23 protein-coding genes, 1 tRNA gene and 1 pseudogene are annotated in these 26,493 nt (G+C 68.7%); 10 read left to right on the top strand and 15 right to left on the bottom strand.

The features are described from left to right. The 3 genes and pseudogenes from ACFFHU_RS13330 to ACFFHU_RS13320 all read right to left on the bottom strand — a co-directional run. A pseudogene (locus ACFFHU_RS13330) lies at nucleotides 1–671 on the bottom strand (histidine kinase); the annotation flags it as partial. Then, entirely contained in the window at nucleotides 668–1,945 is a 1,278-nt protein-coding gene (locus tag ACFFHU_RS13325; protein ID WP_377338655.1) for a DUF418 domain-containing protein, read from the bottom strand. The gene ACFFHU_RS13325 and the pseudogene ACFFHU_RS13330, both read right to left, overlap by 4 nt. 77 nt (nucleotides 1,946–2,022) lie before the next feature. Next, complete coding sequence (locus tag ACFFHU_RS13320) at nucleotides 2,023–2,667, bottom strand: response regulator transcription factor (RefSeq protein WP_377338653.1); 645 nt, start codon at nucleotides 2,665–2,667, stop codon at nucleotides 2,023–2,025. A 65-nt stretch (nucleotides 2,668–2,732) separates the two neighbouring features. On the opposite strand from ACFFHU_RS13320, the gene ACFFHU_RS13315 reads away from it, so the two are divergent. Together ACFFHU_RS13315 and ACFFHU_RS13310 are read left to right on the top strand one after the other, a co-directional pair. Continuing rightward, a complete protein-coding gene (locus tag ACFFHU_RS13315) occupies nucleotides 2,733–3,086 on the top strand; it encodes an ArsR/SmtB family transcription factor (protein WP_377338651.1) in 354 nt (117 codons plus the stop codon). Next, on the top strand, nucleotides 3,070–3,564 hold the full coding sequence (locus ACFFHU_RS13310; protein WP_377338650.1) for an SRPBCC family protein: 495 nt from the start codon (nucleotides 3,070–3,072) through the stop codon (nucleotides 3,562–3,564). Before ACFFHU_RS13315 ends, ACFFHU_RS13310 begins: the two co-directional genes overlap by 17 nt. Nucleotides 3,565–3,579: 15 nt before the next feature. Here ACFFHU_RS13310 and ACFFHU_RS13305 read toward each other — a convergent pair whose 3' ends face one another. Beyond that, nucleotides 3,580–4,212: a TetR/AcrR family transcriptional regulator gene (locus tag ACFFHU_RS13305; protein WP_377338648.1), complete on the bottom strand. Its 633-nt coding sequence runs from the start codon at nucleotides 4,210–4,212 to the stop codon at nucleotides 3,580–3,582. 129 nt (nucleotides 4,213–4,341) lie between these two features. Between ACFFHU_RS13305 and ACFFHU_RS13300 the strand changes: the two genes are divergently transcribed. Next, complete coding sequence (locus tag ACFFHU_RS13300) at nucleotides 4,342–5,493, top strand: FAD-dependent oxidoreductase (RefSeq protein ID WP_377338646.1); 1,152 nt, start codon at nucleotides 4,342–4,344, stop codon at nucleotides 5,491–5,493. Nucleotides 5,494–5,679: 186 nt separating this feature from the next. Here the strand turns inward: ACFFHU_RS13300 and ACFFHU_RS13295 are convergent. After that, nucleotides 5,680–5,752: transfer RNA gene (locus tag ACFFHU_RS13295), tRNA-Arg, on the bottom strand. Nucleotides 5,753–6,206: 454 nt separating this feature from the next. Between ACFFHU_RS13295 and ACFFHU_RS13290 the strand changes: the two genes are divergently transcribed. Genes ACFFHU_RS13290 through ACFFHU_RS13280 form a run of 3 tightly spaced genes read left to right on the top strand, consistent with a single transcriptional unit; the run spans nucleotide 6,207 to nucleotide 8,762 of the window. Continuing rightward, nucleotides 6,207–7,352 carry a hypothetical protein gene (locus tag ACFFHU_RS13290; protein ID WP_377338645.1) on the top strand — a complete coding sequence of 382 codons (1,146 nt, stop codon included), beginning with the start codon at nucleotides 6,207–6,209 and terminating at the stop codon, nucleotides 7,350–7,352. Between the two features lie 46 nt (nucleotides 7,353–7,398). Beyond that, on the top strand, nucleotides 7,399–7,641 hold the full coding sequence (locus ACFFHU_RS13285; protein WP_377338643.1) for a hypothetical protein: 243 nt from the start codon (nucleotides 7,399–7,401) through the stop codon (nucleotides 7,639–7,641). Between the two features lie 2 nt (nucleotides 7,642–7,643). Continuing rightward, nucleotides 7,644–8,762, top strand: a complete 1,119-nt coding sequence (locus ACFFHU_RS13280) for a CHAT domain-containing protein (protein WP_377338641.1) — start codon at nucleotides 7,644–7,646, stop codon at nucleotides 8,760–8,762. Nucleotides 8,763–8,901: 139 nt separating this feature from the next. Here the strand turns inward: ACFFHU_RS13280 and ACFFHU_RS13275 are convergent, their stop codons facing one another. The 6 genes from ACFFHU_RS13275 to fxlM all read right to left on the bottom strand — a co-directional run bounded on the left by ACFFHU_RS13275 (nucleotide 8,902) and on the right by fxlM (nucleotide 15,172). Continuing rightward, nucleotides 8,902–9,057 carry a hypothetical protein gene (locus tag ACFFHU_RS13275; RefSeq protein WP_377338640.1) on the bottom strand — a complete coding sequence of 52 codons (156 nt, stop codon included), beginning with the start codon at nucleotides 9,055–9,057 and terminating at the stop codon, nucleotides 8,902–8,904. A gap of 33 nt (nucleotides 9,058–9,090) precedes the next feature. Next, entirely contained in the window at nucleotides 9,091–9,870 is a 780-nt protein-coding gene (locus tag ACFFHU_RS13270) for a thiopeptide-type bacteriocin biosynthesis protein (protein WP_377338638.1), read from the bottom strand. Between the two features lie 15 nt (nucleotides 9,871–9,885). Continuing rightward, nucleotides 9,886–10,953, bottom strand: a complete 1,068-nt coding sequence (locus ACFFHU_RS13265; RefSeq protein WP_377338636.1) for a lanthionine synthetase C family protein — start codon at nucleotides 10,951–10,953, stop codon at nucleotides 9,886–9,888. Beyond that, nucleotides 10,950–13,697, bottom strand: a complete 2,748-nt coding sequence (locus tag ACFFHU_RS13260; RefSeq protein ID WP_377339744.1) for a lantibiotic dehydratase — start codon at nucleotides 13,695–13,697, stop codon at nucleotides 10,950–10,952. The genes ACFFHU_RS13265 and ACFFHU_RS13260 overlap by 4 nt, the downstream gene beginning before the upstream one ends. Nucleotides 13,698–13,765: 68 nt before the next feature. Beyond that, complete coding sequence (fxlA, locus tag ACFFHU_RS13255) at nucleotides 13,766–13,918, bottom strand: FxLD family lanthipeptide (RefSeq protein WP_377338634.1); 153 nt, start codon at nucleotides 13,916–13,918, stop codon at nucleotides 13,766–13,768. 12 nt (nucleotides 13,919–13,930) lie between these two features. Next, complete coding sequence (fxlM, locus tag ACFFHU_RS13250) at nucleotides 13,931–15,172, bottom strand: methyltransferase, FxLD system (protein ID WP_377338632.1); 1,242 nt, start codon at nucleotides 15,170–15,172, stop codon at nucleotides 13,931–13,933. A 531-nt stretch (nucleotides 15,173–15,703) separates the two neighbouring features. Between fxlM and ACFFHU_RS13245 the strand changes: the two genes are divergently transcribed. Continuing rightward, nucleotides 15,704–17,089 (top strand): helix-turn-helix domain-containing protein, encoded by a 1,386-nt coding sequence (locus ACFFHU_RS13245; protein ID WP_377338631.1) that lies wholly within the window; start codon nucleotides 15,704–15,706, stop codon nucleotides 17,087–17,089. On the opposite strand, the gene ACFFHU_RS13240 is transcribed toward ACFFHU_RS13245, so the two are convergent. Then, nucleotides 17,069–18,868, bottom strand: coding sequence for a S9 family peptidase (locus ACFFHU_RS13240; RefSeq protein ID WP_377338630.1), 1,800 nt, complete (start codon nucleotides 18,866–18,868; stop codon nucleotides 17,069–17,071). The genes ACFFHU_RS13245 and ACFFHU_RS13240 overlap by 21 nt on opposite strands. A gap of 425 nt (nucleotides 18,869–19,293) precedes the next feature. Further along, nucleotides 19,294–19,491 (bottom strand): transposase, encoded by a 198-nt coding sequence (locus ACFFHU_RS13235; RefSeq protein ID WP_377338628.1) that lies wholly within the window; start codon nucleotides 19,489–19,491, stop codon nucleotides 19,294–19,296. 492 nt (nucleotides 19,492–19,983) lie between these two features. On the opposite strand from ACFFHU_RS13235, the gene ACFFHU_RS13230 reads away from it, so the two are divergent. Then, on the top strand, nucleotides 19,984–21,060 hold the full coding sequence (locus ACFFHU_RS13230) for a GTP pyrophosphokinase (RefSeq protein ID WP_377338626.1): 1,077 nt from the start codon (nucleotides 19,984–19,986) through the stop codon (nucleotides 21,058–21,060). Between the two features lie 73 nt (nucleotides 21,061–21,133). Then, nucleotides 21,134–21,874 carry a GIY-YIG nuclease family protein gene (locus ACFFHU_RS13225; RefSeq protein WP_377338624.1) on the top strand — a complete coding sequence of 247 codons (741 nt, stop codon included), beginning with the start codon at nucleotides 21,134–21,136 and terminating at the stop codon, nucleotides 21,872–21,874. Between the two features lie 134 nt (nucleotides 21,875–22,008). Here the strand turns inward: ACFFHU_RS13225 and ACFFHU_RS13220 are convergent, their stop codons facing one another. Continuing rightward, nucleotides 22,009–23,469, bottom strand: coding sequence for a tyrosine-type recombinase/integrase (locus ACFFHU_RS13220; protein WP_377339742.1), 1,461 nt, complete (start codon nucleotides 23,467–23,469; stop codon nucleotides 22,009–22,011). A gap of 213 nt (nucleotides 23,470–23,682) precedes the next feature. Between ACFFHU_RS13220 and ACFFHU_RS13215 the strand changes: the two genes are divergently transcribed. Continuing rightward, complete coding sequence (locus tag ACFFHU_RS13215; protein WP_377338623.1) at nucleotides 23,683–25,068, top strand: hypothetical protein; 1,386 nt, start codon at nucleotides 23,683–23,685, stop codon at nucleotides 25,066–25,068. 663 nt (nucleotides 25,069–25,731) lie between these two features. On the opposite strand, the gene ACFFHU_RS13210 is transcribed toward ACFFHU_RS13215, so the two are convergent. Then, a complete protein-coding gene (locus ACFFHU_RS13210; RefSeq protein WP_377338622.1) occupies nucleotides 25,732–26,328 on the bottom strand; it encodes a hypothetical protein in 597 nt (198 codons plus the stop codon). Nucleotides 26,329–26,493: the final 165 nt, after the last annotated feature.

Below are 26,493 nucleotides of genomic sequence, written 5' to 3'. Positions count from 1 at the left end.
TCCGCCGCCGCGCTGTCCACCACCCCGCCGTCCGCCACCCCGCCGTCCGCCACCCCGCCGTCCACCACCCCGCCGTCCACCACCCCGCCGTCCACCACCCCGCCGTCCACCACCCCGCCGTCCGCCACCGCGGCGGCCTTCCGGCGCGCCGCGTCGCGCTGCAACAGGTCGCCGGCCATCGCGAGGGTCAGGGCCAGCGAGACCAGCCGGGCCTGCGCGCCGTCGTGCAGGTCCCGTTCCACCCGCTTCAGCTCGGCGGCCTGCCGGTCCACCGCCCCGCGACGGGACCGGGTGAGCGCGGCCACCCGCTCGCCGAGTTCCCGCTCCCGCGCCCCCGGTGGTCGGCTGACCACCCAGGCGTGCAGCCCGACGATCAGGGAGACGCCCAGGGTCGTCCACATCGGCCAGAAGTAGCCGCCGCCGCTGAGCGCCCAGACCGCCAGGTCGGCGGCCAGCAGCAGGCCGCCGGCCGCGGCGTCGAGGGCGAGCCAGCGGTGCCGGACGGACGCCACCCGCAGCGCCCGCTCCAGCAGGAACCCGCCGAGCAGCAGCACGCCGGCCGCGAAGTACACCCAGCGGGGCCAGAAGTCCCCGCCACCGGTGGCCAGCCAGACCACCGTGACCACGACGCAGAGCGCCGCGGCCAGGACGGTACGGGTGGCGGCCGTCATCGGCCCGTACGGTAGGTGATCCGCCGCAGCAGCGTCTCGGCGGGCCCGCGGTGGCCGATGGCGCTCAGCGCCTGCGCTCCGGCCAGCGACACGAGCCAGACCGCCACCCCGGACGCCAGTGCGGCCCAGGTGCCGCCCAGGTGCAGCGCCCACGGCGCGAACAGCAGCAGCCAGGCCACCGACTGCAGCAGGTAGCCGCTGAGCGATCGCTGGCCCAACGCGATCACCGGGGCCAGCAGCCTCCGACCCCGACCCCCGGGCGCCCCGGCGCCGCCGGGCGTGCCAGCACCGCCGATGGCCCCGGCGCCGCCGGTCTCCCCGGCACCGCCAGGAGTGCCGGCAGCGCTGAGCCGGAGCGCCAGCAGGCCGAACAACGCCACGTACCCGGGGCCCCCGTACTCACCGGTCACCGCGTGCACCCGGGCCATCGCCTCGACGCCGGCCGGATCCAGATGCAGCACGCCGGCGGCCACCAGCGCGTACGGCAGGGCGCCGAGGACGGAGATGCCCAGGCTGCCGGCGGCCACCCGACGCAGCAGGGTGCGGTGCGCGGCCGGGTTCTCCAGGATGCGCTGCCGGGCCGCCCAGATGCCCAGCCAGACGATCACGATGAACGGGATCACCGAGGCGGTGTGCACCGGCCACTCGGCGAGCCGGTCCAGCATGGACCGGCCGTACGACGCTGCGGCGAGCGACGGGTTCGGGCTGTTGCCGAGCACGGCGTCCCCGCCGTGCGCCCCGGTGAGCGCGGTGACGGTGAGGAACGCGGCGTACAGGGTCTGCAGGCCCCAGAGCCAGAGCACCAGCCGGTGGAACCGGTCGCCGCGGCGCAGCAGCAGCACGGTGGCGAGGATGCCCACGATCCCGTACGCGCCGAGGAAGTCGCCGAAGTACAGCAGCGTGGCGTGCACCAGCCCGAAGCCGATCAGGGCCGCGTTGCGGCGCAGCAGGATCCGCCGGGCGGCGGGGCCCTGCCGCCGGGCGATCTGCACGAGGCCGTAGCCGAACATCACGGCGAAGACCGGGTACGCGCGGCTGTCCACGAGGGTGGCCAGCAGGAAGTTCACCACCCGCTGCGCACCGTGCGGCGTACCGTCCATGCCGGGTTGGCCGGCGAAGGCGCAGTTGGCGGCGTTGGCCAGCGCGATGAACAGCAGCATGGCGCCGCGGGCGAGGTCGGGGGCGAGGGCGCGCTCGGCGCGGGCCACGGGCCCCGGCACGGCAGGCGCGGGAGGCGCGGCAGGCGCGGGATGCGCCGTCATCGTTGCGGTCATGGATCGAGCCTCGCCGAGCGCGGGGCCCGGTTCGAGGAGGCTGGAGCGCCTCCCGGGGTGGTACCAGTACCCCTGTCTCAGGTGTCCAGGAAGGCGAGGACCGCCAGCACCCGCCGGTTGTCGTCCTGGGACGCCCGCAGGCCGAGCTTCGCGAAGATGTTGTTGGTGTGCTTCGCGACCGCCTTCTCGGTGATGAACAGGGTGGCGCCGATCGCGGCGTTGGACCGGCCCTGTGCCATGTGCGAGAGCACCTCCCGCTCCCGGGCGGTCAGCCGGTCCAGCGGCAGCACCCGGCCGCGGTTGTCGAGCAGCTTCGCCACCACGGTGGGGTCGAGCGCGGTGCCGCCGGCGGCCACCCGGCGGACGGCGTCGATGAACTCGCCGATGTCGGAGACCCGGTCCTTGAGCAGGTAGCCGATCCCGCCCCGGCCGTCGGCCAGCAGCTCGCGCGCGTACAGCCGCTCGACGTACTGGGACAGCACCAGCACCGGCAGGCCCGGCGCCTCGGCGCGGGCCGCGAGCGCGGCTCGCAGGCCCTCGTCGGTGTGGGTGGGCGGCAGCCGCACGTCGACCACCGCCACGTCCGGACGGTGGTCGAGCAGCGCCCGCAGCAGCTCGGGCCCGCTGTCGACCGCCGCGACCACCTCGAAGCCGTGCGCCGCCAGCAGCCGGATCAGGCCGTCGCGCAGCAGGATCAGATCTTCCGCCACCACCACCCGCACCGGCGCCACGTTAGCCGATCGAGGCGCGTGGTTGACGTATTCCGTTATAGGTATACGATGACCCCATGGCACGAGCGGCAACCACGACCGACGCGTTCAACGCCGTGGCGGAGCCCCGACGCCGGCAGATCCTGGATCTCCTGGCCACCGGGGAACGCCCGGTCAACGACCTCGTCGACCTGCTCGGGCTGGCCCAGCCGCAGGTGTCCAAGCACCTGCGGGTGCTGCGCGAGGTGGACCTCGTGCGGGTCCGCGGGGACGGCCGGCAGCGGATGTACCGGCTCAACGCCGCGCCGCTGCGGGCCCTCCACGACTGGCTGAGCGCGTACGAGCAGCACTGGAACGAGCGGTTCGACCGCCTGGACGAAGTCCTCGAAGAGCTCACGGAACAGGAGAACGACAATGCCGACCACGACTAGCGGCACGGCCAAGGTGACGCTGCCGGCCGACAACCAGATCCGGATCACCCGCGAGTTCAACGCGCCCAGGCGCCTGGTCTGGCGCGCGTACACCACGCCCGAGCTGGTCAAGCGCTGGTGGGCCGGCGACAAGGGCACGGTGACCAGCGCCGAGATCGACCTGCGGGTCGGCGGCCGGTGGCGGTACGTCATGGCGGCCGAGGGCGGTCACGAGGTGGCGTTCCGCGGCGACTACCGGGAGATCGAGGCGCCGGAGCGGCTCGTCAACACCGAGATCTTCGAGGGCATTCCGGACCCCGACCAGCACGCCAGCCTGGTCACCGTCACGCTGACCGAACGGGACGGCCGGACGTACCTGGACATGCTCTGCGAATACCGCGACCGGGCCGACCGCGACGCGGTGGTGGAGTCCGGCATGGAGTCCGGCATGCAGGACTCGATGGACCACCTGGAGAAGGTGGCCGTCGAGCTGAGCTGACCACCGGAGGCCCGGTCAGTCGTCGCCCAGCCCGAGGAGTCGGGCCAGCACCGCCACCTGGTCGGCGAAGTGCTCGACGACCTCCGGGGACCGCGGATCGGCATGGCAGACGCTCTCGATGACGTGCGGCAACGTGGTGGTGGCCATGGCTGCGGCCATCATGATGACCAGCAGGCAGGCCGGATCCACCTCGGCCGGCAGCCGCCCGGCCGCCTGCAACGCCCGGAGCTCGTCGACGCCGTGGGCCAGGTTCCGCGCCCGGGAGTCCCGGTCCGGGTCGTCGTCCGGGCCGGTGTACTGCAGTCCACTCCAGGCGAACACCCGGACGCCCGCCGGGCTACGCAACGCCTCCAGCGCGTAGCGGCGCAGCTGCTCCGGCAGCGGGGTGCCCGGCGGGGCCAGCTCCCGCTGCCGCTCCTGCCACTGCTGAGCCATCGCCCGGTAGAGCCCCTCCTTGCCGTCGAAGTAGTACGAGACCAACTGCTGGTTGACCCCCGCCCGCGCGGCGATGGACCGGATTCGGGCGCCGGCGTACCCGTGCGCGCCGAACTCGGCCGCCGCGGCGTCCAGGATCCGGCCGCGGGTGCGCTCCGGGTCCCGCTGCCGCTCCTGCGGCTCGGGTGACCTACGGGGTTTCGATGGCGCCACGACGGGAGTATACGCAAGCCTGACAGAGTTAGTCATACGTCTGGTTGACAAACTCATTCACATGCCTGAACCTCGGTGGGAGCGGCGCCCGACCGGCGGTCGCCGCCCCCACCGGGAAGGGACACCGGCATGTCGGATCGGGCACGGATACTCATCGCGGGTGGCGGCATCGGCGGGCTGGCGCTCGCCCAGGCACTGCGGCAGGGCGGCCTCGACGTCGCCGTCTACGAGCGTGACCCCACGCCACAGACCCGCAACCAGGGCTACCGCATCCACATTGACCAGGACGGCAACGCGGCGCTGCGGGCCTGCCTGCCGGCGTCGGTGCTCGACCGGGTGCGCCGGACCAGCGGGATCAACGGCGACCTGGTGGCCGCCTACACCCAGCGGCTGGAGCAGGTGATGGCCCAGACCTTCCCGGGCGGCACCGACGACGAGATCACCAACGTGGACCGGGAAACATTCCGGCGCGGCCTGCTCACCGGCCTGACCGGCGCCGTCCACTTCGGGCACGCGGTGACCGGATACCGGGTCACGGCCGCGGGCCGGGTCCGGGTCGCCTTCGCCGGGGGCGACAGCGCCGAGGGCGACCTGCTGGTCGGGGCGGACGGGGCCAATTCGGCCGTACGCCGGCAGCTGCTCCCGGACGCCGTCACCCGGGACGTCGGCCTGCGCTGCGTCTATGGCCGGATGCCGATCGACGAGACCACCGACCCGCTCATCCCGGCGGACTTCAACCGCGGCTTCTGCTGGGTCGCCGGCGAGCAGGGCTTCGGCGCCGGCTTCGCGCCGGTGCGGTTCCGGTCCCGCCCGGACGGCGCGACCGACTACCTGATGACCACCCTGGTGGCCTCGCCGGAGCGCCTGGGCCTGCCCGACGAACGGCTGTTCCGGCTTGCGCCGCGGGAGCTGTGGAAGATCGCCGTGACGGCCACGGCCGGCTGGCACCCCGCGGTGCGGGAGCTGTTCGCGCACGCCGACGGGGACACGTTCTTCCCGATCGCCATCCGGGCCAGCGAGCCCGTCGAACCCTGGGAGTCCGGCCCGGTCACGCTGCTCGGCGACGCCGTACACACCATGCCGCCGACCGGCGGCGTCGGCGCCAACGCGGCGCTGCGGGACGCCGCCACGCTGGCCGGCGAGTTGCTGTCCGCCGTACGCGCCGGGACGCCGCTCCGCGACGCGGTCGGCGCGTACGAGCGGGTCATGCTGCCGCGCGGCTTCGACACCATCGAGGGCTCGCTCCGGATGGCCAGCCAGATGTTCGCCACCCTCGGCTGACCCGCCCCGGGTCAGCCGGCACCGGACGGTGGGCCCGGGCCACCGCCGGACGGGCGTCCAACCTCTTCACCGACGTTGATGCCGGGATGACGTCTTCGGCCCGGGATGTCCCGACGGGCGGCGCGACGGAGCCGGGCGGGCGACGGGCCGGGGACCGCGCGGCCGAGGTTCACGCGCCTGGATGGGTGCCCCCGGCAGGATTCGAACCTGCGACACACGGTTTAGGAAACCGTTGCTCTATCCCCTGAGCTACGAGGGCGCGAGGGCCCAGTCTAGCCACCAGGGCGTTCACCTGGGGTGGCCGGGAGTGACCCACGTTCACCCACGATCCCCGGACCGCCGTTCGCCCAGCTCAGGAGCACAGCCGGAGCACACGAATCCCGGTTGCGACCGGCGGTCGGCCGCAGTGACCCGCGTTGGCACCGGTTCACCGGGGTTGGCATCCGCTGGCGAGCACACACCGCGCACATCATCGAAGATCAACGACGCACCGTCCGCATACCTACCCGTAGGCGCCGCCACCGGAGAACCACGGAGCGCTCGCCCCGGGGTCGCTCGGACCCGCCGCGATTCCGACCATGACGGTCCCCCAAGCGCCGGCACATGCCGAGTTGAGTGCGCGCTCATGTCATGAGACGTCGCCTCCACCATCGACGCAAAACGTTGATCGATCGGCCACTTTCGACTGAACGCCTTTGTGGGATGATTGATCCATGGGAACGGACGCGTGGCGGAACTGGCGGGCCTTTCAGGCCGGACAAGCCGAACTGGAGAATTTTGATGACGAACTCCAGTCGGATGTCCCGTTCGTCGGAGGGCCCGCCAGCTTCGGTCCTTACACGCTATCAACCGTCATCCGAGACTCCGACACGGTCGGCCCAGCCATCGCTCTTCATGCCGGCATACACACCAACCTCATACCCGAGGTCGTCGTGGAGGGGAAGCTTGCGGAATCCGACTCAAGCGCCTACCACGGCGGCAGCATGACGGACGAAATTGCTGCACTTGTCTCTCTTGAGTTGGGCGTCCGCCTTCGCCTAGCCGGCACCACACGCTTGTCTGGGATCCATGATGAACGCGACTCAGCGAGGGCGCCCATATTGTTTGAGGTCCCTCGCCTTACCCGCCCCGGCCGACCGGGCCGCGAACAGATTCCCGCAGCTGTGGCGCGGAGAGCTGACGTTGCCGCATTACGACGACTGTCCATGTTTGCGGAGATCAATGAGATTGCGCAGGTGGAACTTGTGCGCGCCGCTCGTTCCTATGCGGCAGCACTTTGGTGGGCGAATGAGGACCCAAACCAAGCTTGGCTACAGTTCGTTACGGCGGTGGAAACAGCGGCCACATGTCGACAGCGCTTAACTGCCGAACCCATTGATTTGTTGCGTGAGCATTGGCCGGAACTGTGGAACGAACTCCAACACGGGAGCGAAAGGGCTAGAACGCGGATTGCTAGCGTTCTAGCAGAACAGACTAAGGCTACCCGAAAGTTCATCGACTTCTTGACAGAATGCGCACCCGAGCCGCCCGATGAACGAATGGAATACGGGCAACTAGACTGGAGTAAGATGCGTCGGCACATCTCTGTTATATATGGGCATCGGTCAAAGGCTCTCCACACGGGAAAGCCATTTCCCATGCCAATGCTGAGTGAGCCGAGGCGGGATAACTCTGGCACCTTTCAGGAAATTCCATGGGGGCTGAACTCCGGCGGTCTCGGTGGTGTTTGGAAGGCATCGGAAACCCCTATGCTGCTTTCCACCTTCGAGTACATCACGCGAGGCGCGCTTCTTCGATGGTGGGACGAGCTGACCTCGGCGGCCAGCGCGGTGGCTGGACCGGCCACCTTACTGGACTGATTCCTCGGAAGCCGACATGAGTTCTCCCGGGTTGCAGTGTCCGAAGGTGTCCGACGCCGTCCGCAGGCGAGGAGTTCCGACCGAGGTCGTCCGCCGTCATGGGCCTGTCCTCGATGTGCATGGCGGACTGGACGGCATGAAGCTCAGTTCATCGGTGATGTGGCAGGAGATCGGCAAGACCCTACGAGAGGCGATGCGCAGCTGGGGAGCGGCACTTCGTCTCTGTGTTTGTCTGCTCGTCGTGGCGGTCTGCGTGATCGGCTTGGCTCGGGCGGGGGTGCTTTCCTAAAGATGGCTGCGGAGACCATTGCCGAGTTCATCGAAGATCTACGGCGCCTGCGAACTGAGAGTGGCTGCCCGTCCCTACGTGATATCGCACGGCTCAGCCGCCAGCACACGAAGCGATTGCCTCACAGCACGGCTGGCGATCTCCTCAAGTCGACGAGCCGGCCGCCGGTCCGATCTGTGATTGCCTTCATCGTCGCTTGCCGGGAACACGCCAAGGAACTCGGACTGGATATCCCGTCGCCCCGCACAGACCTGACGGGCTGGCAGTTGCGATGGCAAGCCCTTCCCGACGGGCCGCTGGAGCCTCCGCTAGACGTTGATGCCATCGCCTCGCCCGACATCGGACGTCGCGAGAAGAGCCGCGCCGGCGAGGAGCATGTCTGGCTGCCCGCACCTGGAAGCGAATATCTCATCCTTAGCTGGAGTGACTTCGGCTCGCTGCCCGGGCTACCCGAGCTGGCCCGTCAGACGCACCAGTTGGCTGATGCCCTCGCTTCGGCCGCGCCATGGTGCACTGTTACGGTCGAGCACAACGTGACGATGGAGCAAGCCCGTGAGGCGGTCCGGCGGTCGGCCAGCCAGGCGCGGGACGTTACGTTCCTCCATCTCGCCACACATGCTGTTCTCGACGAACAAGATCGGCTCACGCTAGTTCTGGGCGACGACCAAAGGCGAAGCGTCGTTCCTGCGGAGGATCTGATCCGTCCGCTCCTGAGGAACAAGCCTGTCGTAGTGATCCTTGACTCGTGCTACGCCGGCGGGGTCACGGGCGATCTGATACGGGATCCCGCAGGCACTGGGCTCGCGTTGGTGCTTGCTGCCGCCGGCGCTACGCAGTTTGCGCTGGCGGGCGAGGGATCCTTGACTGGCATTCTCGCACGACTCTTTGCGCTCGGCGACCCCACCCTGCCGCCGCTGCTGACAGTCCGCAGCGTCTTCGATTGGCTTATGCGAGCGGTCAAGGCGGGTCACCTGCGAACCGATGTTCGCCTTGGCACACGGAACGGGCCAAGGCCCCAACCGGAGTGCATCCGCCTCAGGCCGTTCGCGGAGGACATCGTGATCGCCACGAATCGCGCATGGGTGCGTCCTGCCTCTGAGCTGCCGGGAACCGACATCTAGCGTGTTCTTGGTCAGCAGGCCAGCAGGGCTGGTGATGGAACTCCCAAGTTGCAATATCGGAACTTCCCAATAACCGAACGGCTCAAGACCCAAGATCGTAGACCTCGGCGGCAACCCTGCGCGGGCTTCGAGCGCTGGTTTAGGTCACGACGCGGACGCCGGGCCAGCGTTCGGTTGGGCGGTGGCGGGCGAGTCGTTGCCGGGAATCTCCAGGCTGGCCCTGGTCGAGTTGCCCGCCACACCCGTCGAGCAGGTCGTCGAGGCCAACCTTGCTGGTAATCACCTTCTCGGGCATGGCACCTTCCCCCACTCGTTCCCCCTGGTGCCTCTACCCGGCTTCTGGCAGGGGCGGATCGGGCAGACCGAAAATGGCTTTCTGGGCCGCTCGGGCGAGGGTGGCTTGGGTGGTGGCGGGTAGGCCGAGCCTGTTCCAGTGGAAGATCACGTGCAAGGCGATTACTGCCCGCAGGCCACGGGTGAGAGTGCCCCTTTCCCGTTGGCGGTGTAGGGCTGCGCCGGCGTTCTCGAATGCGGTGTACCAGTCGCCGGTGGTGCGAGGTGCGCCGAGCAGCAGGCTTCGAACCTCTCCCGTGAACCTCTCCCATCCGGCGACATCGGTTGGGGATGCCTGGAGGTATGCGTCTCGGTGCTCGACGACTTGTGCCCAGACGTCGCCCTGCTCGTTGAGATCGAGCCCTGCTGCGCGCATCAGGGCAGTGCACAAGATCAGGGAGTGTTCGCGCCGGGTGATGGGGTGCCGGTAAAGGTAGGTGAGGAGGTGGCGGCTGTCATGGTGGAACAGCATGTGGGCGGTGGTCATGGCGTCGTGGCCGCCGAAGGCATGGGTTTCTGGTTCGTAGATGTCGCGGGTCCAGGGGACTCCTTCGGTGAGTAGTCGGTGTGCCTGGTCTTGGCTGTCTGGGCTGTTTGTGGGGAGGTAGCGGATGCGCCAGGCGCCTTTGCGGATGAACCACCAGCAGGTGATGAGGCCGGCGGTCTTGGCGGCGGGAAGCACTCGGCTGAGGTGAGCGACGGCCTGTTGCTCGCGTTCCTGGGCGGTATGGCCGGGGTAGCTGATGTTGATCTGTTGCCAGGGGGCGTGGTCCACGGCGTGGCTCTTTCGTCAGGTGAGGAGGAGACAGGCGTCCCAAGCGGTGGTGGCGGTGACGAGGTCGACTCCTGCCTTCCCCTCGAGCAGTCCTTCGGGCTCGTTGGTCGTGGGGGTGGCCTGCCGGTGAAGGTCGTTGACGAGATCGAGGGGGATGGGGGTGAGGGCGTCGGAGGCGATGCGGCGGGCGGTGGCCAGCAGTCCGGCTGTGCCATGGCACAGGCTTCGGTCGGTGAGCCGTCGGAGTTGTCCGGGGTCAGTGACGCAGGTGGTGAATGCGGTCTCGGCGAGGTGCTGGCGGGTCGTGTCGTGCAGGGCTTGTGCGGTGAGTTGCTGGGCGCGGGCGATGCCGGGGGTGCCGTAGCACCACGACGGCCTCAGCGGGGTTTGCTGGGCCGGTGTCCCGCGACGCAGGTCAATGAGGGTGATGGTCTGCGGCCACCAGATGGTGCCGTTGGTGTGCTGCTGCCAGGTGTCCAGCCATCGGCTGAGGCGGCTGATCGCGGTGGTGTGTCCGGCGACGGTGATGCCGTCGCGGAGGGTGAGCGCGAGCAGTGCCAGTGGGCCGGTGATGCCGTGGGCCATGCCGAAGTTCGCGTGACCGCCGTAGGGCGGTGGCTGGCGGCGTTCGGGCCCGTTCCAGCACCACCAGCCGGGTAGCTCGCCTCGCGGTTCGGTGAGTCGGACGAGGTAGTCCAGGACCTGGCGGAGCAGGTCGCGATCGCCGAGCCGGCGTAGAACGACGCCAAGCCCGGCCAGTCCGCGGATGAGGTCGTACTCGGCGCTGTGCGGCTGCTCGTGTCGGTCGATGCGGCGGTGGGCGGCGTCGAGGCGTCGGCGGGTCACTGTGGCGGTGCCGTGGGCGGTGGCCGCTCGTGCCCGGGCGAGCCCCGGGTGGTCGGTGGTGGCGAGGACGAACGCGAGCGCGGGAGCGCCGTAGAAGAGGCTGGCCCCCTCGGCAATGCTCACGCCACCGGCAGTGGCGTCGCGCAGTGCCTCGTACGCTGCGGGCCGGTTGCCGGTTTCCAGGTGCCGCAGGGCGATGCCGGCCGCGCCGTCGGCGAGGGATTGTCCCCCAGTCACGGCTTACGCCGGGCGAGGGTGGTGCGGGCGATGGTTCGGGCCAGCCGCAGGCAGTGCTGTTCGGAGGCGGGGTCGACGCCGATCATGCGGGCGTGGTGCAGGTGCAGCAGGTCACCCAGCACCTCGTCGGGGTCGAGCCCGTCTTCGACGACCATCGGCCGGTAGGCGGCCAGCGCTGCCGCGAGTCGGTCGTCATGCACTGGGCGGCGGGCATGTCCGAGCTGGGCGGGGTCGAGGCGGGGACCGGTCCGGTGAGGGACGTGGGTGATGAGCCAGCGCATACCGTCGCCGGTGAAGCTGTCAGCGATGGCGATCATCCCGGCGGTGGTGGCGGCTTGTCGGTCGCCGGTGAGCCGGTGCAGGGCGGCGCGGGAGTCGGCGGCGAACACCCGCTCGGCGGCGGCGAGGGTTGCTGCGGCACCGTGGCGGGTCTCGGGGCGGTACGGGTGCAGGCTGTAGTCGTGTACGAGGGCGTCATCGTGCAGGTGCTGCACCCAGCCGGTGAGATGACGGGCGATGTCGGCGAACCAGTCGGAGTCCGGAAGCGGGATGCGCAGCCGCAGGTGCGGCTCGGGGTGGGGATACCGCAGGAACCACCAGCCGGCCGGTAAGTGGTCGGCGGGGCGGGCGGCGAGGTCGGTCAGGATGTCATCGAGCCGACCGTGGAGATGTGCCTCCAGCCACCGTGACCGCCCTGGCCAGTGCTGAACATTGGTAGCGGTTCGGGCTGATCGGGCTGGTCGCGCGGCTAGCGCGGGGTGGGTGAGGGTGAGCAGGAGTTCGGCGGGGCGCTCGCCGATCCAGCCCGCACTCCCTGGAGCCTCGCTGATCACGGTGCGGGGATGCCGGTCGAGGTGGTCGCGAAGGACCGCCAGGTGGGTGTGGTTGTCCAGGTCAAGGCGTAGGCGTATGTCGTCGTCGCCGACTAGGACCTGCTGCGGGATGTGCCGCTGGTGGCGGTGTCGCTGCCAGGCGTCGCGCCACTGCGGCCAGGCGGTGCCCGCTCCGGGAAGAGTGGTGTGGTCGATGGTCCAGCGGGCGGGGTGCACGATGGTGCGTCCGCGCCGTAGGCGGGGTAGGAACGGCTGGCTGCTGGCGTGTCCCCAGTCGAACCGGCTGCACGGTGCCGTCCAGGCGGTCCAGATCTCGGTCAGGAACCGCATCATCGGCTGCTGCAGCGTAGGAAGCAGCACGCTGTTGAACAGCAGCGGTTCGACAGGCTGACCGGCGGCCGCCGATACCAGCCACAGCCGGTGTCCGTCGCCGGTCACCGCCAGGTCCTCGATCGTGTATGGCGGTGCCGGGTGGAAGTCGCCGAGAGGGAGGACGGGCAGTAGCTCGGGCGTCCGGGTCACCGCGGTGAGCCGGGCGTCCAGCGGGGGTCCGGACAGCTGCAGTGGGGCCGCGCCGGGCAGGACCGTGGGCAGATGCTGGTAGATCTGTTGGAAGCCGCCGAGTTCCGCGGGGCTGAGCAGATGCAGGAACCGGGCGGCGGCGACCCCGGCGTGGCGGGACCCGCTGAGCACCGTCAGGGTGAACGCGCCGCGGTCCAGGTCGCGCGTCGTTTCGGCGGCGAGGGTGAACCGCAGTTCGGTGTGCGGGATCGGTGGCCGGTCGTCATTCCCGCGCAGCTGGCCGATCAGCGCGTCGTCGAGCACCAGTTCGGCGCAGCCGTCGAGGGCGGCCTGCTGCGAGACCTGTCCGAGCAGCCGGTCGCGGGCGGTGAACAGCGCTGGGGCGCGACGAGTGGATCCCCGGTAGCCGGCCGGAAAACCGAGCACGTTCAGGACATCGCGGATGGGAACGGCCGCTCCTGGGCCCCATCGCTCGATGAACGCGTTGTGGTACTCGGTCCATCCGGGCGTAGGTGGTGGCGCTACCGCCACGAGCGTGGACGCGGCCCGCTCCGCCTCGTGCAGTACCGGCGGGGGCAGGGTCACGGCGATGTCGGCGCGGAGATCGACGGCGGTCCGACGGCCCGGCTCCGGAATGACGTAGTGCCGGGCGACGTAGGCGGCCGGATCGGTAGCCGTCATGGGCGGGCGCAGGGCCGACAGCAGCACCCCTGTGTGGACCAGGTCAGCCAGCAGCCGCTCGGCGTCGGCGACCCTGGTGGGTGCGGCGACCGTCGCGGCGAGGTCGGCGAACCTGACCGGGGTCCACGCCGCCTGGATCGCCGCCCTGATCGGGCCGGTCAGGCGGACCTCGAGGTCCCACCGCCGATCGGCGCCAGCGTGGGCGCATGGCAGAACCCACCTGTCACCGCGCCTGTATCCCACCGAGTTCGTCACTACCGCGACGGTGCGCAGGGTGGCCAGGTCCTGTTCGGCCCGCGCGGTTTGCTCGGCGATGAACTGGCCGTCGGGGCGGGAGACCGCGCGATGAGCCTCGCCCAGGTGGACCGCCGCGCGATCGCCGAACCGGACCGGGGCGACGCCGGCGAACGTGCCGAACGGGGTCGCACGAGTGGTCCAGCGCAGCAGGTACCGGACCGCTGACTGCACCAGGCGCCGCAGCCGGTGCTGATCTACCGGTTCACCGCTGAGCGTGCGTTGGATCTGGTCGGCCAGCTGCGGCGCCGCGCCGGTAACGGCTGCCGCGAACCCGGGCAGCGTCCACGTCTCGTTCAGCCACTCGCGCCACTGGTCCGGATGGCCACGAGCCATGTCGGGCCAGGGAGGCAGAACGAGGCCCTTGGGGTAGGCGGCGATTCTGATCAGCGCCGCACCGGCTGCGGGAACGATGAGGCACCACCGAATCGACGGGCCCGGCGCACTCGACGCCGGGCCCGCTTGTGAGAGGAACGGATGGGTCAGTTGCCGTCGCACTTGGTGGTGCAGGCGTTGGAGCCGGTGTTGCCGGAGCCGCACCCGTCGTCGGTGGCGGTGGCGTAGCCGCCCGCGGTGGGTCCTGCGTCGACGAGGCTTACGTCCAGGGCGAACTCCGAGGTGTCGGTGTCGTTCACGTGCGTTCCCTTCTATGCGGGGGTGAAGGTGAGGACGAAGCGGCTGTGCCGCTTGTCCAGCACCGTCCCGGCCGGCAGGTCGCCGTCGGGAGTACCAGCAGGCAGGACGTGCAGCACCGGCGGAGGGCTGCCCGCGTCCAGCCACGTGCGCATCTGTCCGACCATTCGACCGGTCGCCGACGCGGCGTCGGGCCCATGTGCGCATGCGCCAAGGTCGAACCTGTCGTCGTCGTTCCAGCGCAGAGTCGAGCGGTAGCAGAACGTGCCGTTGTCCAGGGCGGCCGGTGTGCCGAAGCGCCACGCCGGGGCGACGACGCCTGCATCGACGGCCTCCTGCTGGGCAGTGAGAACAACGAACTGCTGTCCCGCATCGGTGATGCGGGTCGCCAGCCACAGGTCGAGATCTGCTAGGACGGTACGAGGGGGCAGGCTCACCCCGGCCCACGCCTGCGTCTTTGGCTGTGCCAACAGCTCGCCTATCGCTTGGCGGTTGACCTGCTGGTCCTCGTCCAGCCGCAGGTGGACGCCGTCAGCGATGTCGGCGTACCGGACTTCATGTGCCCCGGCGCCTTGCATCGACACGAACCCGCACAACCGCTGGCTGTGGCTGATCAGTCGATCGTCGGCCCGTCGCAACGCCCATGAGCGGGTCATGCCGAAAGTCCGCAGTGGTACGACCAGCGTCCCGCCCTCGGCGAGCTGCGCGGTCCAGGCCGGAGGAATGTCCCAAGCGCCGACCGTGACAATGATCAGGTCGTATCGGCGGCCCGGGTTGACCGGTTGCTCGGCGTCCGCGCACACCACGACCACGTCGTCGTACCCCGCCGCGGTCAGGCAGGCAGTGGCCCGGTCGGTCACTTCTCGATCGATGTCCACGGTCGAGACTGAGCCCGATGGGCCGACCAGCTCGCGCAGCAGCGCGGCGTTGTATCCGCCGGAACCGATCTCGAGGACGTGCCGGCCGGCCAAGCCGCCGTCGATGGCGTCTGCGGCCTGACCGAGCATCTCCGCGATGAGCGACGGCGCCGATACCGAACTGACGGCCTCGTCGCCGATCCGCTTGGTCACCACGGCTTGGTCGGCGCGGTACGCGTCCGTCAGGGCGGCATCCGGTGTGAAGAGGTGGCGTGGCACGGACCGCAGCGCCGCCTCGACCTCGGGCCGCATGGCCAGCCCTTTGTCCGCGTGGTCGGCGACGAGCTGATCGACCATTGCGGCGTGGAGGTCTTCACCGCTCGCCGTGTCGACACTCATTCGGGTGGTCTCCCTCTCCGTCAGGGCCCTCCGATCGGATGGCCCGGGGTTCTGCTCTTCTGGGCTCAACAGAGCGTCAAGCCGTTCGACTCGCCAAATGACGGGGAAGCCTCAAGTCGATGAGGCTCCGGTCCCGAAGGCAGCGTCTTGCTGGTGGGTCATCGGCGCGGGGGTGGACGTACGCATGCCCATGGGCGTGCGTACGTCGGTGCGGCCGTGGGTGCAGCCGGAGCGTTTCAGGATCCAGGCGGCCGAACGGCCTGCTGCAATGGAGCGCCCCCTCTCATGCAAGCTGGCAGCGGATCCGATGAGTCATCTGCCCTCTCCACACTGATCCGCCGAGTCGAGGAAGGGAACGCCACGCATGCGGACGACATGGTTGTCCGCATCCGCGCCGCCGATGACAATCGCTCACATCGACGCATCCCGGCGTTCGCGCTTGCGCTGGTACTGAACTCTGAGTGAATCTATGGGGCGAAATCCGTGCTGCTCATCGCCTTGGTGGCGTGAACAGGTTAAGGAGGCGGTGCTATGGGCCAGACCCCGCGGACGCTCCAGCCTTCCTTGTCGGAGCGCCACTTCTTCGGCGCCGAGCTGCGTCGGCTACGGGAACGGGCAAACCTCTCACAGGCGCGACTCGGCGAGATGATCCGCTTCAGCGCGGACCTGGTGCGGCGGGTCGAGACAGCGGACCGTTTCCCATCCCGGGAGTTCGCCGAGGCCTGCGACAGGGCGTTGGCGGCCGGAGGTGCCCTGACCCGTTTGCTGCCCCTTCTGGAGATACGTCGTGCCGCCGAGGGCAAGCCGGCAGCTTTTCCGAGCGGTCTGACCAACGCCGCACCGTTGCTGCCCACCCGACCGGCGGAGACACCCGGGTGGGCAGACATGGTCGTTCATGTTCCGTTCCAGCCAGGTGTTCTTGACCGCGCCGCGTTGGACTGGCTCAACGCGCCAACCGGACCCCGCCTGTCCCTGGCCGGACGGCCCGGCTCGCCCGGACGGGTTGACGAGGAGGATCTGCACTCGGCAGAGACCGCCTTGGCGATCTTCCGGCAGCTGGACCACACCCACGGCGCCGGGCGCGTGCACGCCCAGGTGCAGCGCTACATCGAAGGCGAACTGAACCGCCTGCTGGGGAATACTCCCACCTCCGCGGCTGTCGGCCGCCATCTCTACACGCTCGCAGCGGGCTTCTTCGAACTCTGCGGATATCAGGCGGTCGACACCGGCGCCCACGGACTCGCCCAACGCCGCTACCTTCGCGCCCTCCGACTGACAGAAGCCGCCAACGACCGCCTGTACGGCAGCTACCTGCTCGCCGTGAACATCGGGCACCTCGCGCTGCACTGCGGGCATCCCGAGCCAGCGCACAGGATGGCGCTCATGGCGGTGCAAGGAAGCGAGACCCGGGCGACAGCCGCTGTGGCGGCCGCACTGCACGCGGTGGTGGCGCGCACGCACGCCCGCCTTGGACGCGAAGACGACTGTCTGACCCACCTCGACATCGCGGAGAAGCAACTGGCCCGCAGCAGGCCCGGGGACGAGCCGGCGTGGATCCGCTACTTCGACGCGGCCTACCTCGCCGACGAGATCGCCCACTGCTTCCACGACCTGGGCCGACCGCAGCAAACCCAACGGCACCTGGGCGACGCTCTCACCACTCTGAGTCCCACTCACGTCCGACGACTCGCGATTGACACCGCGCTCCTGGCCTCGTCGCTGGCCGCCGCTGGGCGCATCGACGAAGCCTGCGCCACAGCCCGTGCGGCGGTCGACTACGCCGCACGAACCACCTCACACCGCTGCCTGCAGCGCGTCGTCGAGGTACAGGCCGACCTTGAGCCCTACCGGTGCGAGCCGCAGGTCCGCGAGTTCGGCGAGTATGTGCGTCATCAGCTACCGCTGGCCGCCGTGTAACCTCCGTTGATCGTTGGCAGCCTCCGCCATGACCGAGCGGTAGTGAGCCAGCTCAGCCTCCAGCGCTGCGCCCGCTCGACGGGACGACGCAACATAGTGGCCGACATCAGGAAGAAGCAACACCTTGGGCACCGTACCGAGAGACGTCAACTCCTCGGCGAGTTCCCGCACATCCTCGACCATGGCCACCTCGTCGGCGGTGCCGTGAACGAGCAGCACCGGCCGTTGGATTTGGGCGGCACGGACCGGACCGGCGCCCCCGCGCAGCCGCATCGCATGCGCGCGCTGGAACCGGGGCACCGTCTCCGCCCACCGGTCGGGATCCACGATCGCTGACACGGCGGTGGCAGCGGCGAACGGGCCGTCCTGCGCCACGGCGTGCAACGCGGTGTAGCCCCCCGCGCTGGCGCCACGGATGAACACCTGCCCCGGCAACGCCCGTCCCGTCGACAGCAGGTGAACCGCTACCGCAGCGCAGTCCTCGACATCGTCCAGACCCCACCGACCGTAAAGCGATTCCCGGAACACGCGGCCGTACCCCGTACTACCCAGGTAGTCGACATCAACGACGGCGAACCCGCGGCTGGTGAAGAACTGCGCCTGCCAGTCCAAGCGCAGCAGGCAGGAAGCGGTAGGCCCGGGATGCACCCGAACGATCACCGGCGCCCGCCAGTCCGCCGCCGCTCCCGTCGGCGGATACACCAGGGCGAGCACCTCCCGGCCGCTGGCCACTGGAACGCGCAGCTCCGTCGGCGGCGATACTCGCGCGCGGTCGAGCCCGGCGTCCTCGGGCCTGGCAAGCACCTCCACCCGTGGGCCAGCGTCAGCCAGGTCTACGAGCGCAACCTGCGGGGCTGCGGTCGGCGACGAACCGATCAACGCCACCGTCGTCCCTCGGAGAGCGAGGTACGGCTTGATCGACGTGTACGGCAGGTCGACCGGGCGGACGGTGCCGTCGGATTCGATGACGACAAGGCGGTGTCGAGGCCCCTCCTGCACCACCGCGACGATCCGGCCGCCGTCGAGGAAGCCATACGAGCTGTAGCCCAACTCCCACGGCTCCGCAGCACACTCACCCGGGATCGGTGCCACCGCCTCCACCTTGCGGCCGTCCCATCGGTAGAGGTTCCACCAGCCGCTGCGGTCCGACACGAAGTACAACGCCCCGTCGGGTCCCCATTGCGGCTCCACCGCGGATTCCTCCGGACCGCCGGCTAGTTTCACGGGATTCTCGGTTACACCACCCGCGTAGGTGGCCGCCCACACCTCGCACGCATCCCAGGGCATGTCGCGGTCGCTCCAGGCCGTCCAGGCCAACCAACCCGGGCCCGGCCGCGGCGCGCCGAGGAACCCCCGAGATGAGACGAGAGTTCGCATCTGCGAGGCCCTGGTGAACGATACCGTGACGATCGCGTCACCCTGCTCCGACTCCCGCACAGCCAGCAGCTCGCCATCACCAACCGTCAGGTCGCCGAAGGATCCATGAGTGATCAATTCGAGTTGATCGTCGCCCCGACGGCACCGGAAGAGGCCGTCTCCGCCGACGCACCACAGCGTCCCCTCCGCGACAGCGAACGACCCGCCCCCGTACGCATGAACGCCACTTGCGACATCGAAGCCCTTCGGACTGACATCACGCTTGCCGTCGCCCAGCCGCCACCGCCTCACCGTCGTGCCCCCGCCAGCGTCGGGGCGACTCTCCAGCCAGTACAGGCTGCCACCACCGGTACGCAGCTGGTCGTAGCTCACCGAGGCGCGGACAGCGTCGTCCACTGACACTTCAGCGATCCTGCCGCCCAGCCTCACGCATCCTCCTCGAACAACTCCCAGCGGGCCGACGACGGCGGGCTCGCCAACCGGGCGCCGGGACGGCGCGGCCACTGGCAGGCTGGGCTCCCGGGGCCGGCGTGAACACCTATACGTGGCCGACTCTACGTCCGACCGCCTTCTCCCTACCCACGGACCTGAAGTGACCCATGGAGGCGCGCGGCGCGGCCAGGTTCTTGACCGGTGTGGTTGCAGAGTGACGATGGGGCGATGAGTGAGGTGCGTCCCCGGTGGGCCAGGTTGGCGCAGGCAGAGCGGGAGCGTCGTCAGGCGCACGCTCACCGGCCCGTCGCTTCCTTGACCCACAGGACCACGGATCGCTCGAGGCCATCACACGCCATCGCCAGCTCGGCGTTCACCCGCCGTAGCCGGGCCAGCTAGGCCCGCTCGTCCTCGGCCAACTGCCCGGCAGCGGCCTCACCGCGAGTCTCGCGGTCCTTCTTCACCCAGTTGGCCAGGGTCCCGTCGTTGATCCCCGGGTCGCTCACCTGGGCGATCGACTTCCCAGTCTCGCGCACGATGCGCACCGCGCCCGCCCGGAACTCCGGATCGAACTGGCGTCTTGTCTCAGCCATGAACCTCTAACCCTCAAGCTCTGGCCTCCACGCTATGAGGGGATGGCATCGAACACCCTCAACAAGGGATTCCGACATGGCCCTTGGACAGTTTCGGCCACGCCGACGCGGCGATCCAACTATGCCGACAAGTGGTCGAGGTCGACGATGCACCGCGTACTGAGCCCGGATGGATTACGTCCAGGGCAGGTCGTCGGGTTCGACCGACTTCCCTAGGGGGCACCAGGCACTTTCGACACGGGAGTCGGTCGTGAGCGAGGGCGGGGAACGTCGCTTCGCATCTGGATCATCGTCACCATGCCCTTGTCCGATCAGATCTGACCCGGACCCCTTGCCGAGATCACCTCACTGCGCCATCGTCCCGGCTCAGCATGCTATGTCATCGCTGGTCAACACCGCGCCGCAGTATGGGGCCCCTGCCGGCTTGCCTAGAAGGTGCGTGTTGGATAATCCGAACAGTCGTGGTTGTCTTCGCCGGTGCACGGAGTCCGAATGATCATGTTCAGCGACGAGGAGTGGGCGGAATGTTCCCGCGGCCTAGAGGATCTTGGGCTGCGCGTGGAGCAGATCATCTCGACGTTATCAAGCGAGGTTGACGTGACTCCTCATTCGATAACGCACAGGGTCAAAGACAGGCGCAGTGCAGCCAGAAAGATTGCCAAGAAACGCGAAACGAATCCCGCGTACGGATTGTCGAGCTTAACTGACCTTCTCGGAGTCCGTGTTATCACATATTTTAGCGATGAGGTCGACCACATCGCGATGGCCTTAAGTCGGGAATTCGTCGTTGACCAATCGAACTCAATTGACAAACGGAAGTCGCTTGCGGCGGACCGCTTCGGATACATGTCATTGCACTATGTTCTCGGTCTTAGTCCTACGCGCGCGACGATGCCCGAGTACCGTCAGCACGCTGACGTCTCATTCGAAGTGCAGATTAGGTCGGTGTTGCAGCATGCCTGGGCTGAAGTGGAACACGACCTAGGCTATAAGTCTGTCGGGGACGTGCCCACTGTACACAGACGCCAGTTTTCAAGGCTAGCAGGCACCTTGGAACTGGTGGACGAGCAGTTTTGTGCGTTGCGAAACGAGCTGGGGGTTGCTCGACCACCCAGTGCACCAGCAGACGAGGTAGCGCTTATGGATGAGCCAATCTCTTCGGTATCACTAGCAGCCTATATCGAACGCTCGACATTGCTTCGATTTAATGAGCGCTTTGCGCGCATTCACGCAGTTGAACTCGGCCCGTTCGAACCGGCAGCCCTGAGCCGCCTTGTGGTGAACCTAAATCTATTGGGCGTCCGTTCGGTGGCCGATCTAGAACATCTTCTCGTGAGTCACTTTGAAGCTCTCTACAGACTTATGGAAGAGCGTTACTTGCTATCACGCCATCGAGGAGAAAGCCCTGCCGTGACCGTCACGACGCCGCTTTTGTACCTCCTGCTCTTCAGGATTGCGGACATGGGCGTTGCTGGCAGGTCCGCGTTCGAGAAAATATGGAAGGCAGCCTCCTACGAGGAGTACATGAGGTCAGTATCCTCGGCAATGAACGGAGTGGGTCGTGCCTAGTCAGAATGGCGTCATGCCTGAATTTCCTCTGGGGCAATCTCGACACAATCGGCACTCTGACAGGGAGTCGATCGTGTCACTTCCGGCCGATGCGGCGATGGCGAGCACATTGCTGCCCCCGGACGCACAATTAATCCGCGAGGCAATCTCCGCGCTAATGCGGAGCCCGGATCCGCAACGGCCTGGGCAGGCTATCGGCCAATCGAAGGCTGGCATCTACGCATTCTTTGATTACGATAAGGAACCGGTTTATGTTGGCCAGACGGCCGAGGGGTTCGCGATTCGCCTAGGGCGACACCTCATGTCCGGCCGATCAGATGCCGTGGCGAGGTATATTCTGGATCCATTCGAGATCCGCGAAGTAGCACTTTGGTCGCTACCTCACATTGGCGATATGCCATTTAGGGAGCGAAGAGCGGCATTGGATCCATATGAGTACACCGTCTTTGAGCGACTCGTAAATAGAAGCGCGTTCCACGCCCTTCTGAATGAGCGAACCGTTCCGCCGTCAATGATTGTCGATCTTCCTGATCCTCTTGTCGGGGTGATCGTTCCGGACGAAGTCTTTCCGGATCGCAATCATCCGGACGTCCGCATCGCGCGGCGTGTGCAGACTATGTCACAGCTTGCCAAGTTCATCAGTGAGCGCAAAGTCTCACTCGGGCTGCGCAGGACGCTGGCGACGCAGGCACTAAGACTTGAGGAGATAACCCGGCGACGTGTCAATGCGCTGACACAGGTGGAACGCCATGATGGACCTGAGCGCGGCGACTTCGACGTTTTCGAGGAAGAGCCAGACGGTTCTCTCTTCTGATCTCCCTGAGACGGAGGTAGTGAGCGGATCTCGGCGTGAGCCGCGTGCCGGATCTGATCTATAAACTGAGATCCGGTAACGTCCAACACCGCAGTACTCACGTCCAGCATGGCCGCGACCACGCGGGACTTCCCTCACGCAGTCTTCGGGCGGCGCCGGTTGATGGTGTTGGCCACGGCGTCGGCGGCGCTGCGATGGTGATCTTTGGTGACGCTCTGGTAGGTGTCTCGGGTGAGGGTGGTGGTGGAGTGACCGAGTTGTTCGGCGAGGACTTTGATGTCGACGCCGGCGTCAAGGGCTACGGTGGCGGCGCTGTGGCGTAGGTCGTGCAGCCGGATCGGGGGCAGCCCGGCTTGGCGGATGAGTCTGCGGAAGCGTTGAGTGACGGCGTTCGGGTGCCAGGGCTGCCCGTCGGGGCGGACGAAGAACAGCCCCGTGTCGGGCCAGCTGCTACCGGCCGCGAGCTGCCAGCGGGCGCGGCGGGCCTTGTAGGCGGTGAGGACCTTGACGGTTTCGGCGTCGAGTACCAGGTCGCGGTTGCCGGCTCTGCTCTTGGGTGGCTTCTGCACCGCGGTGTAGCCGTGGGTGGCAATCTGGTTGTTGATCGTCGTCTCGCGGCGGTGGAGGCGGACCTCGCTGTCGCGTAGCCCACACGCCTCGCCGCGGCGGGGTCCGCGGTAGGCCATGTAGTGCCACATCGGATACAGGTCGGGGGCGTGTTCGGCCGCGTAGTCGAGGAACTGCACGATCTGGGTGTCGGTCCACACCATGACGGGGCCGGGGACCGTGCCGGTGGCCTTCCACCGCTGTACCCGTTCGTCCTCCCACACGATGGGCAGCGGCCGGTCGGCGGGAGTCTTGACCAGGGCCGCGGGGTTGGAGCCGACGATGAGTTCGTCGGCGAGGGCGTCGTTGATGGCCTTGCGGAGGCAGGCGCGGATGCGTTGGCGGGTTGAGGGTCCGGTCGGGCGGACGCCAGCGACGGTGGCGCGGACGAGGGGATTGGCGCTGGCCTTCGCGGCCCGGATCTCCTGGTTGCGGCGCTCGATCGCGGTGAACATGGCGCGGACGTGACCGGTGCGCAACTTGTCCACCGGGATCTGGCCGAGGTGCGGGATGAGGTGTACCCGCACGATCGACTCGTACCCGCGGATGGTGTTGGCGTCGATGGTGAGGTCGTTGAGCCACTGGGTGAGGTACTCGGCCACGGTCGGTATCTGTCCGAGTGGGCCGTCGCCGCGCAGCCGCTGACGCACGCCGTCGACGTCAGGAAGGACGCCACCTGCACGGACCGTGGATTGGAGCAGGTCGGCGATCTCGCCACGGCGGCGCCGGTCGTGCCGGGCCAGCGCGAGGAGCGCGCGGGCGTGGTCGAGTTCGGCGGCGGCGTCGCGTCGGCTGTTCATTCCGGTGCGGCGCAGTTGACGGCGGCGGCCGTCGCCGGTGGCGGGGAGTTCGAGTTGGTAGGCCCAGTGGCCGTGTTCGAAACTCCACGCCCGGTTGGGGCGGCGCAGTTTCGGGCAGGCGTTGCCGAGCGGCTTACCGGTGTCGGGGTGGCGACAGCCGCAGCGTTTGAAGATGCTTCCGTCTGGCATGGCTGGTGGTGCTCCCGTTCGTGAAGGGGTGCATCGGTTTTGTCGATCGACATGCACGCGTGATCGGGGGGCTCGGTCAAGTCGCGGCGGTCCAGGCCGGGGAGGCAGATCCGCACGCGTCGGGATCCTGTGACGGTGAAATTGGGGGGCGCGCCGCTGACGGTGCTGCGATCCTGGCCTGTTCGCTTGAGACCGGGGTGTGAAGGATGAGCGATGGTGGCGGATGAGCTGGTGGGATGCCGGGTGCAGCGCCCACAACTGCGGGCGGCGGTGGCACAGTTGATGGCGGCTGTACTCGGCGACCTCGCCGCTGGCGATGGGGCCCCGGTGTTCGCGACCGTTCCTGACTTCGGCGAGTGGCACCGCCATGGGCAGGAATCGTTCGTGGCGATCCGCTGCGGCGTCTGGCAGATGCCGGGCCGGGTCGCGGACTACCGGTTCCTGGACGCCTTCGCCGAGATGGCGGCGGTGCGCGCCGTCGTGGCCGCCGATGAGGTGCTGCGCGAGCGGGTGGATTGCCTTGTCGGGGTAGAGTTCGCCCTCACGCTCCGGCGATTGGGGTGGACGCTGGTGCAGCACGTCCTGGGACCCATGGTTGCCGCCGTCCGGAGTTACCGGTTCGACCAGGACGCCTTTGACCCCGCGTACAGCAGGTTGGATGAAGGTCTGCTGGCCACGCGGGCGCGGCTGGTTGAGGTGATCCCGCTCAACGCCTTCACCCCCACCGCGGGCATCGAGGCGGTCACGTTGCCGGACGGCCTAGTGCTGCAAGCGATGAGTGACCGGCAGGTGAGCGCCGCGATCGGTTACCTCGCGGTGCCGATCGCCTTCGCGGGCGGTCCGAACTCGGTGACCGTGTCGCGGTTCCATCAGTGGGCCCTGACCCGCTGCACCTCGTACCCGGTGTACTCGGACATGGAGGTACCCGCCCAACCGACGGCGCCGGAGTCTGGCGCGCTGGTCGAGCCAGCCAGCCGTCTGGTGACGGCGCTGCGGCTGGTGTGCGGTGGGTCCGTCACCGCGACTCGGGCGATCCGCTGCCCACCGGATGACGACTTTCCCCAGGGTCTGGGGCCGACGGCGTCCTTGTCGGCGCTGCCCACCTTCGACGAGGACCGGCCGACGATCCTTGGGCGAGAGCAGGTGGAGGCGGTGCGCGAGGTGTACGGCCTCCTCGCGCGTCCTGCGGTCCGGGAGGACCGGGGTCTGCAGACCGCGCTGCGCCGGCTGGTCCTGGCGGGGGCCGACCGGGTGCCGACCGACCGGCTCATCGACCTGATGGTCTGCGCCGAAGTGCTGTTCATCAAACTGCGGGGCCTGCCGGCGGATCGCCGCAAGCAGGACAAGGTCGTTGACGGAGCGACTGCGCTCTTGGCGGACGACCCTGTCTTGCAGGCGCCGCCCGAGCGGCTCGAGGCTCTCCTGCGTCTGGGGTACCGGCTCCGGAACGACGAGATGCACGGCGACGACCCAGGCAGGCGGGAACTGCATACGTTGACCGGTCAGCCGACAGATGACCTGTCAGCCGTCGTAGATGACATCGAGCGGGTGTTGCGCCGCGCGCTGGTCCGGCTCCTCTCCGGCGTCATCGAGCAGTAGTCGGCGCGGCTGCACCGGCACGGCGTACAGCGCCGTGCTGGTGCCCCAGCTGCACTGTCCGGACGGGTCACGGCGGAGGGCTGCAGCCTCTGGTGTCCCTGTCCGCGCCCGAAGGCACGGCGTCCTCGGCACCCGCCCTGTCGGGGCCATCAGCCGTCGATACCGGTGGGGGCCCGAGGTGCAGCTTCCGCAGAATCGGGGCGGTCGGCACGCGGTAGTACGCGCCGGCCCGGAACAGTGGCACCGGGAAGTTGTCACGGGCGGCCAGCTTGTAGGCCGCCGAGCGGGAGATACCGAGGATCGCGGCGGCGGTGGCCAGGTCCGTGGTCGGCCCAAGCGCCAGGATCCGCTGCCTGGTCCAGACAGAGGGTGCGTCGTCGCTGCCCGGGTTGGTGGAGGGTGCGGGCTTGCGGGTTCGTCGTGCTGATCGCATAGGGCTTGGCTCCTGCTCTCCGGCTCCAATTGCAAGGTCAGTGGGGTGCCGCATTCCATGACATTCCGCAGGCGGCGCCGCCCGTCCCGTCGGGCTGACGGCGCCGCCCACGGGAGAGGCGCGGCACGCGGGCCGCCTCGGACCGGCTGGCGGGAACTCACTCGGCATCCTGGCCTTAGCTGGCCTGCCATTGCTGAGTACGTCGACCGGCCAGAGGACCTGGGTTTCCGCTACGTGTACGGGCACAGCAGCAGCCGCAGGGCGGCGGCGGCCTGCTGGGGCACGACGCCGTTGCCGAGTATCCGTAGTGCGGCGGTGCGTGGCAGCCCGAGAGTGGGGTCGGTGACCCAGTGTTCGTCGAGGCCCATGAGCCATTCCACGAACGGTGGCGCCAGGACGGGTTTGCCGTGCTGGCCCGGCTGGGTGGGTTGCGGCGCGGGTCGGCCGAGCAGCAACTCCCATCGGGCCACAGCGGTGGCGTAGACGCCCCACCGAGCCGCGTCGGGCCGGCCGAGCCCGGCGATGGTGGTGCGCAGATCCACACCGCCGTCGCCGTGCCGACCGGGACCGCGCGCGTCGGACGCGCGCGGGGTGGGCAGGATCGGCACCCGCACGGCCGCCGACGGCAGCGTCAGGTCGCCGCGTGTGCCGCGCTGGCCGGGGCAGCCCTTTGTACCGTCGGTGGCACGCGGGGTGGGCAGCAGCACCTGCGACAGCGGGGGCCGGAACCCTGCCCCGGCCCGCCGCCCCGGGGTACCGGTGTCGCTGGCCCTGGGTGTAGGTAGCAGCCGGCTCGCGCCGATCTGCCCCTGACCGGCGGCGGGCATCTCCGAGGCGGTGCTGGTACGGCCGCCCGGCCCGATCGGAGCGATCAAATCTCGCGCGGCGATACCGGACAGGCTGGGCCGGCGGGTCGCCCCGGCTGAGGGTGACCTGTTCGACCCGTACGCCGTGGCGGTCGGGGTGGGTAGGAGGCCGTGGCGGGTGCCCGT

The organism is Plantactinospora siamensis (assembly GCF_042434095.1).
GTDB lineage: Bacteria > Actinomycetota > Actinomycetes > Mycobacteriales > Micromonosporaceae > KBS50.
This window is presented reverse-complemented; position numbering and strand designations above follow the sequence as displayed.

What these genes read in the sequence shown, in the direction of transcription:
- ACFFHU_RS13325 (WP_377338655.1), bottom strand. Translation starts at nt 1,945, where the DNA reads ATGACCGCAACGATGACGGCGCATCCCGCGCCTGCCGCGCCTCCCGCG.
- ACFFHU_RS13315 (WP_377338651.1), top strand. Translation starts at nt 2,733, where the DNA reads ATGGCACGAGCGGCAACCACGACCGACGCGTTCAACGCCGTGGCGGAG.
- ACFFHU_RS13310 (WP_377338650.1), top strand. Translation starts at nt 3,070, where the DNA reads ATGCCGACCACGACTAGCGGCACGGCCAAGGTGACGCTGCCGGCCGAC.
- ACFFHU_RS13300 (WP_377338646.1), top strand. Translation starts at nt 4,342, where the DNA reads ATGTCGGATCGGGCACGGATACTCATCGCGGGTGGCGGCATCGGCGGG.
- ACFFHU_RS13290 (WP_377338645.1), top strand. Translation starts at nt 6,207, where the DNA reads ATGGGAACGGACGCGTGGCGGAACTGGCGGGCCTTTCAGGCCGGACAA.
- ACFFHU_RS13280 (WP_377338641.1), top strand. Translation starts at nt 7,644, where the DNA reads ATGGCTGCGGAGACCATTGCCGAGTTCATCGAAGATCTACGGCGCCTG.
- ACFFHU_RS13275 (WP_377338640.1), bottom strand. Translation starts at nt 9,057, where the DNA reads ATGCCCGAGAAGGTGATTACCAGCAAGGTTGGCCTCGACGACCTGCTC.
- fxlM (WP_377338632.1), bottom strand. Translation starts at nt 15,172, where the DNA reads ATGAGTGTCGACACGGCGAGCGGTGAAGACCTCCACGCCGCAATGGTC.
- ACFFHU_RS13245 (WP_377338631.1), top strand. Translation starts at nt 15,704, where the DNA reads ATGGGCCAGACCCCGCGGACGCTCCAGCCTTCCTTGTCGGAGCGCCAC.
- ACFFHU_RS13235 (WP_377338628.1), bottom strand. Translation starts at nt 19,491, where the DNA reads ATGGCTGAGACAAGACGCCAGTTCGATCCGGAGTTCCGGGCGGGCGCG.
- ACFFHU_RS13230 (WP_377338626.1), top strand. Translation starts at nt 19,984, where the DNA reads ATGATCATGTTCAGCGACGAGGAGTGGGCGGAATGTTCCCGCGGCCTA.
- ACFFHU_RS13220 (WP_377339742.1), bottom strand. Translation starts at nt 23,469, where the DNA reads ATGCCAGACGGAAGCATCTTCAAACGCTGCGGCTGTCGCCACCCCGAC.
- ACFFHU_RS13215 (WP_377338623.1), top strand. Translation starts at nt 23,683, where the DNA reads ATGGTGGCGGATGAGCTGGTGGGATGCCGGGTGCAGCGCCCACAACTG.
- ACFFHU_RS13210 (WP_377338622.1), bottom strand. Translation starts at nt 26,328, where the DNA reads ATGCCCGCCGCCGGTCAGGGGCAGATCGGCGCGAGCCGGCTGCTACCT.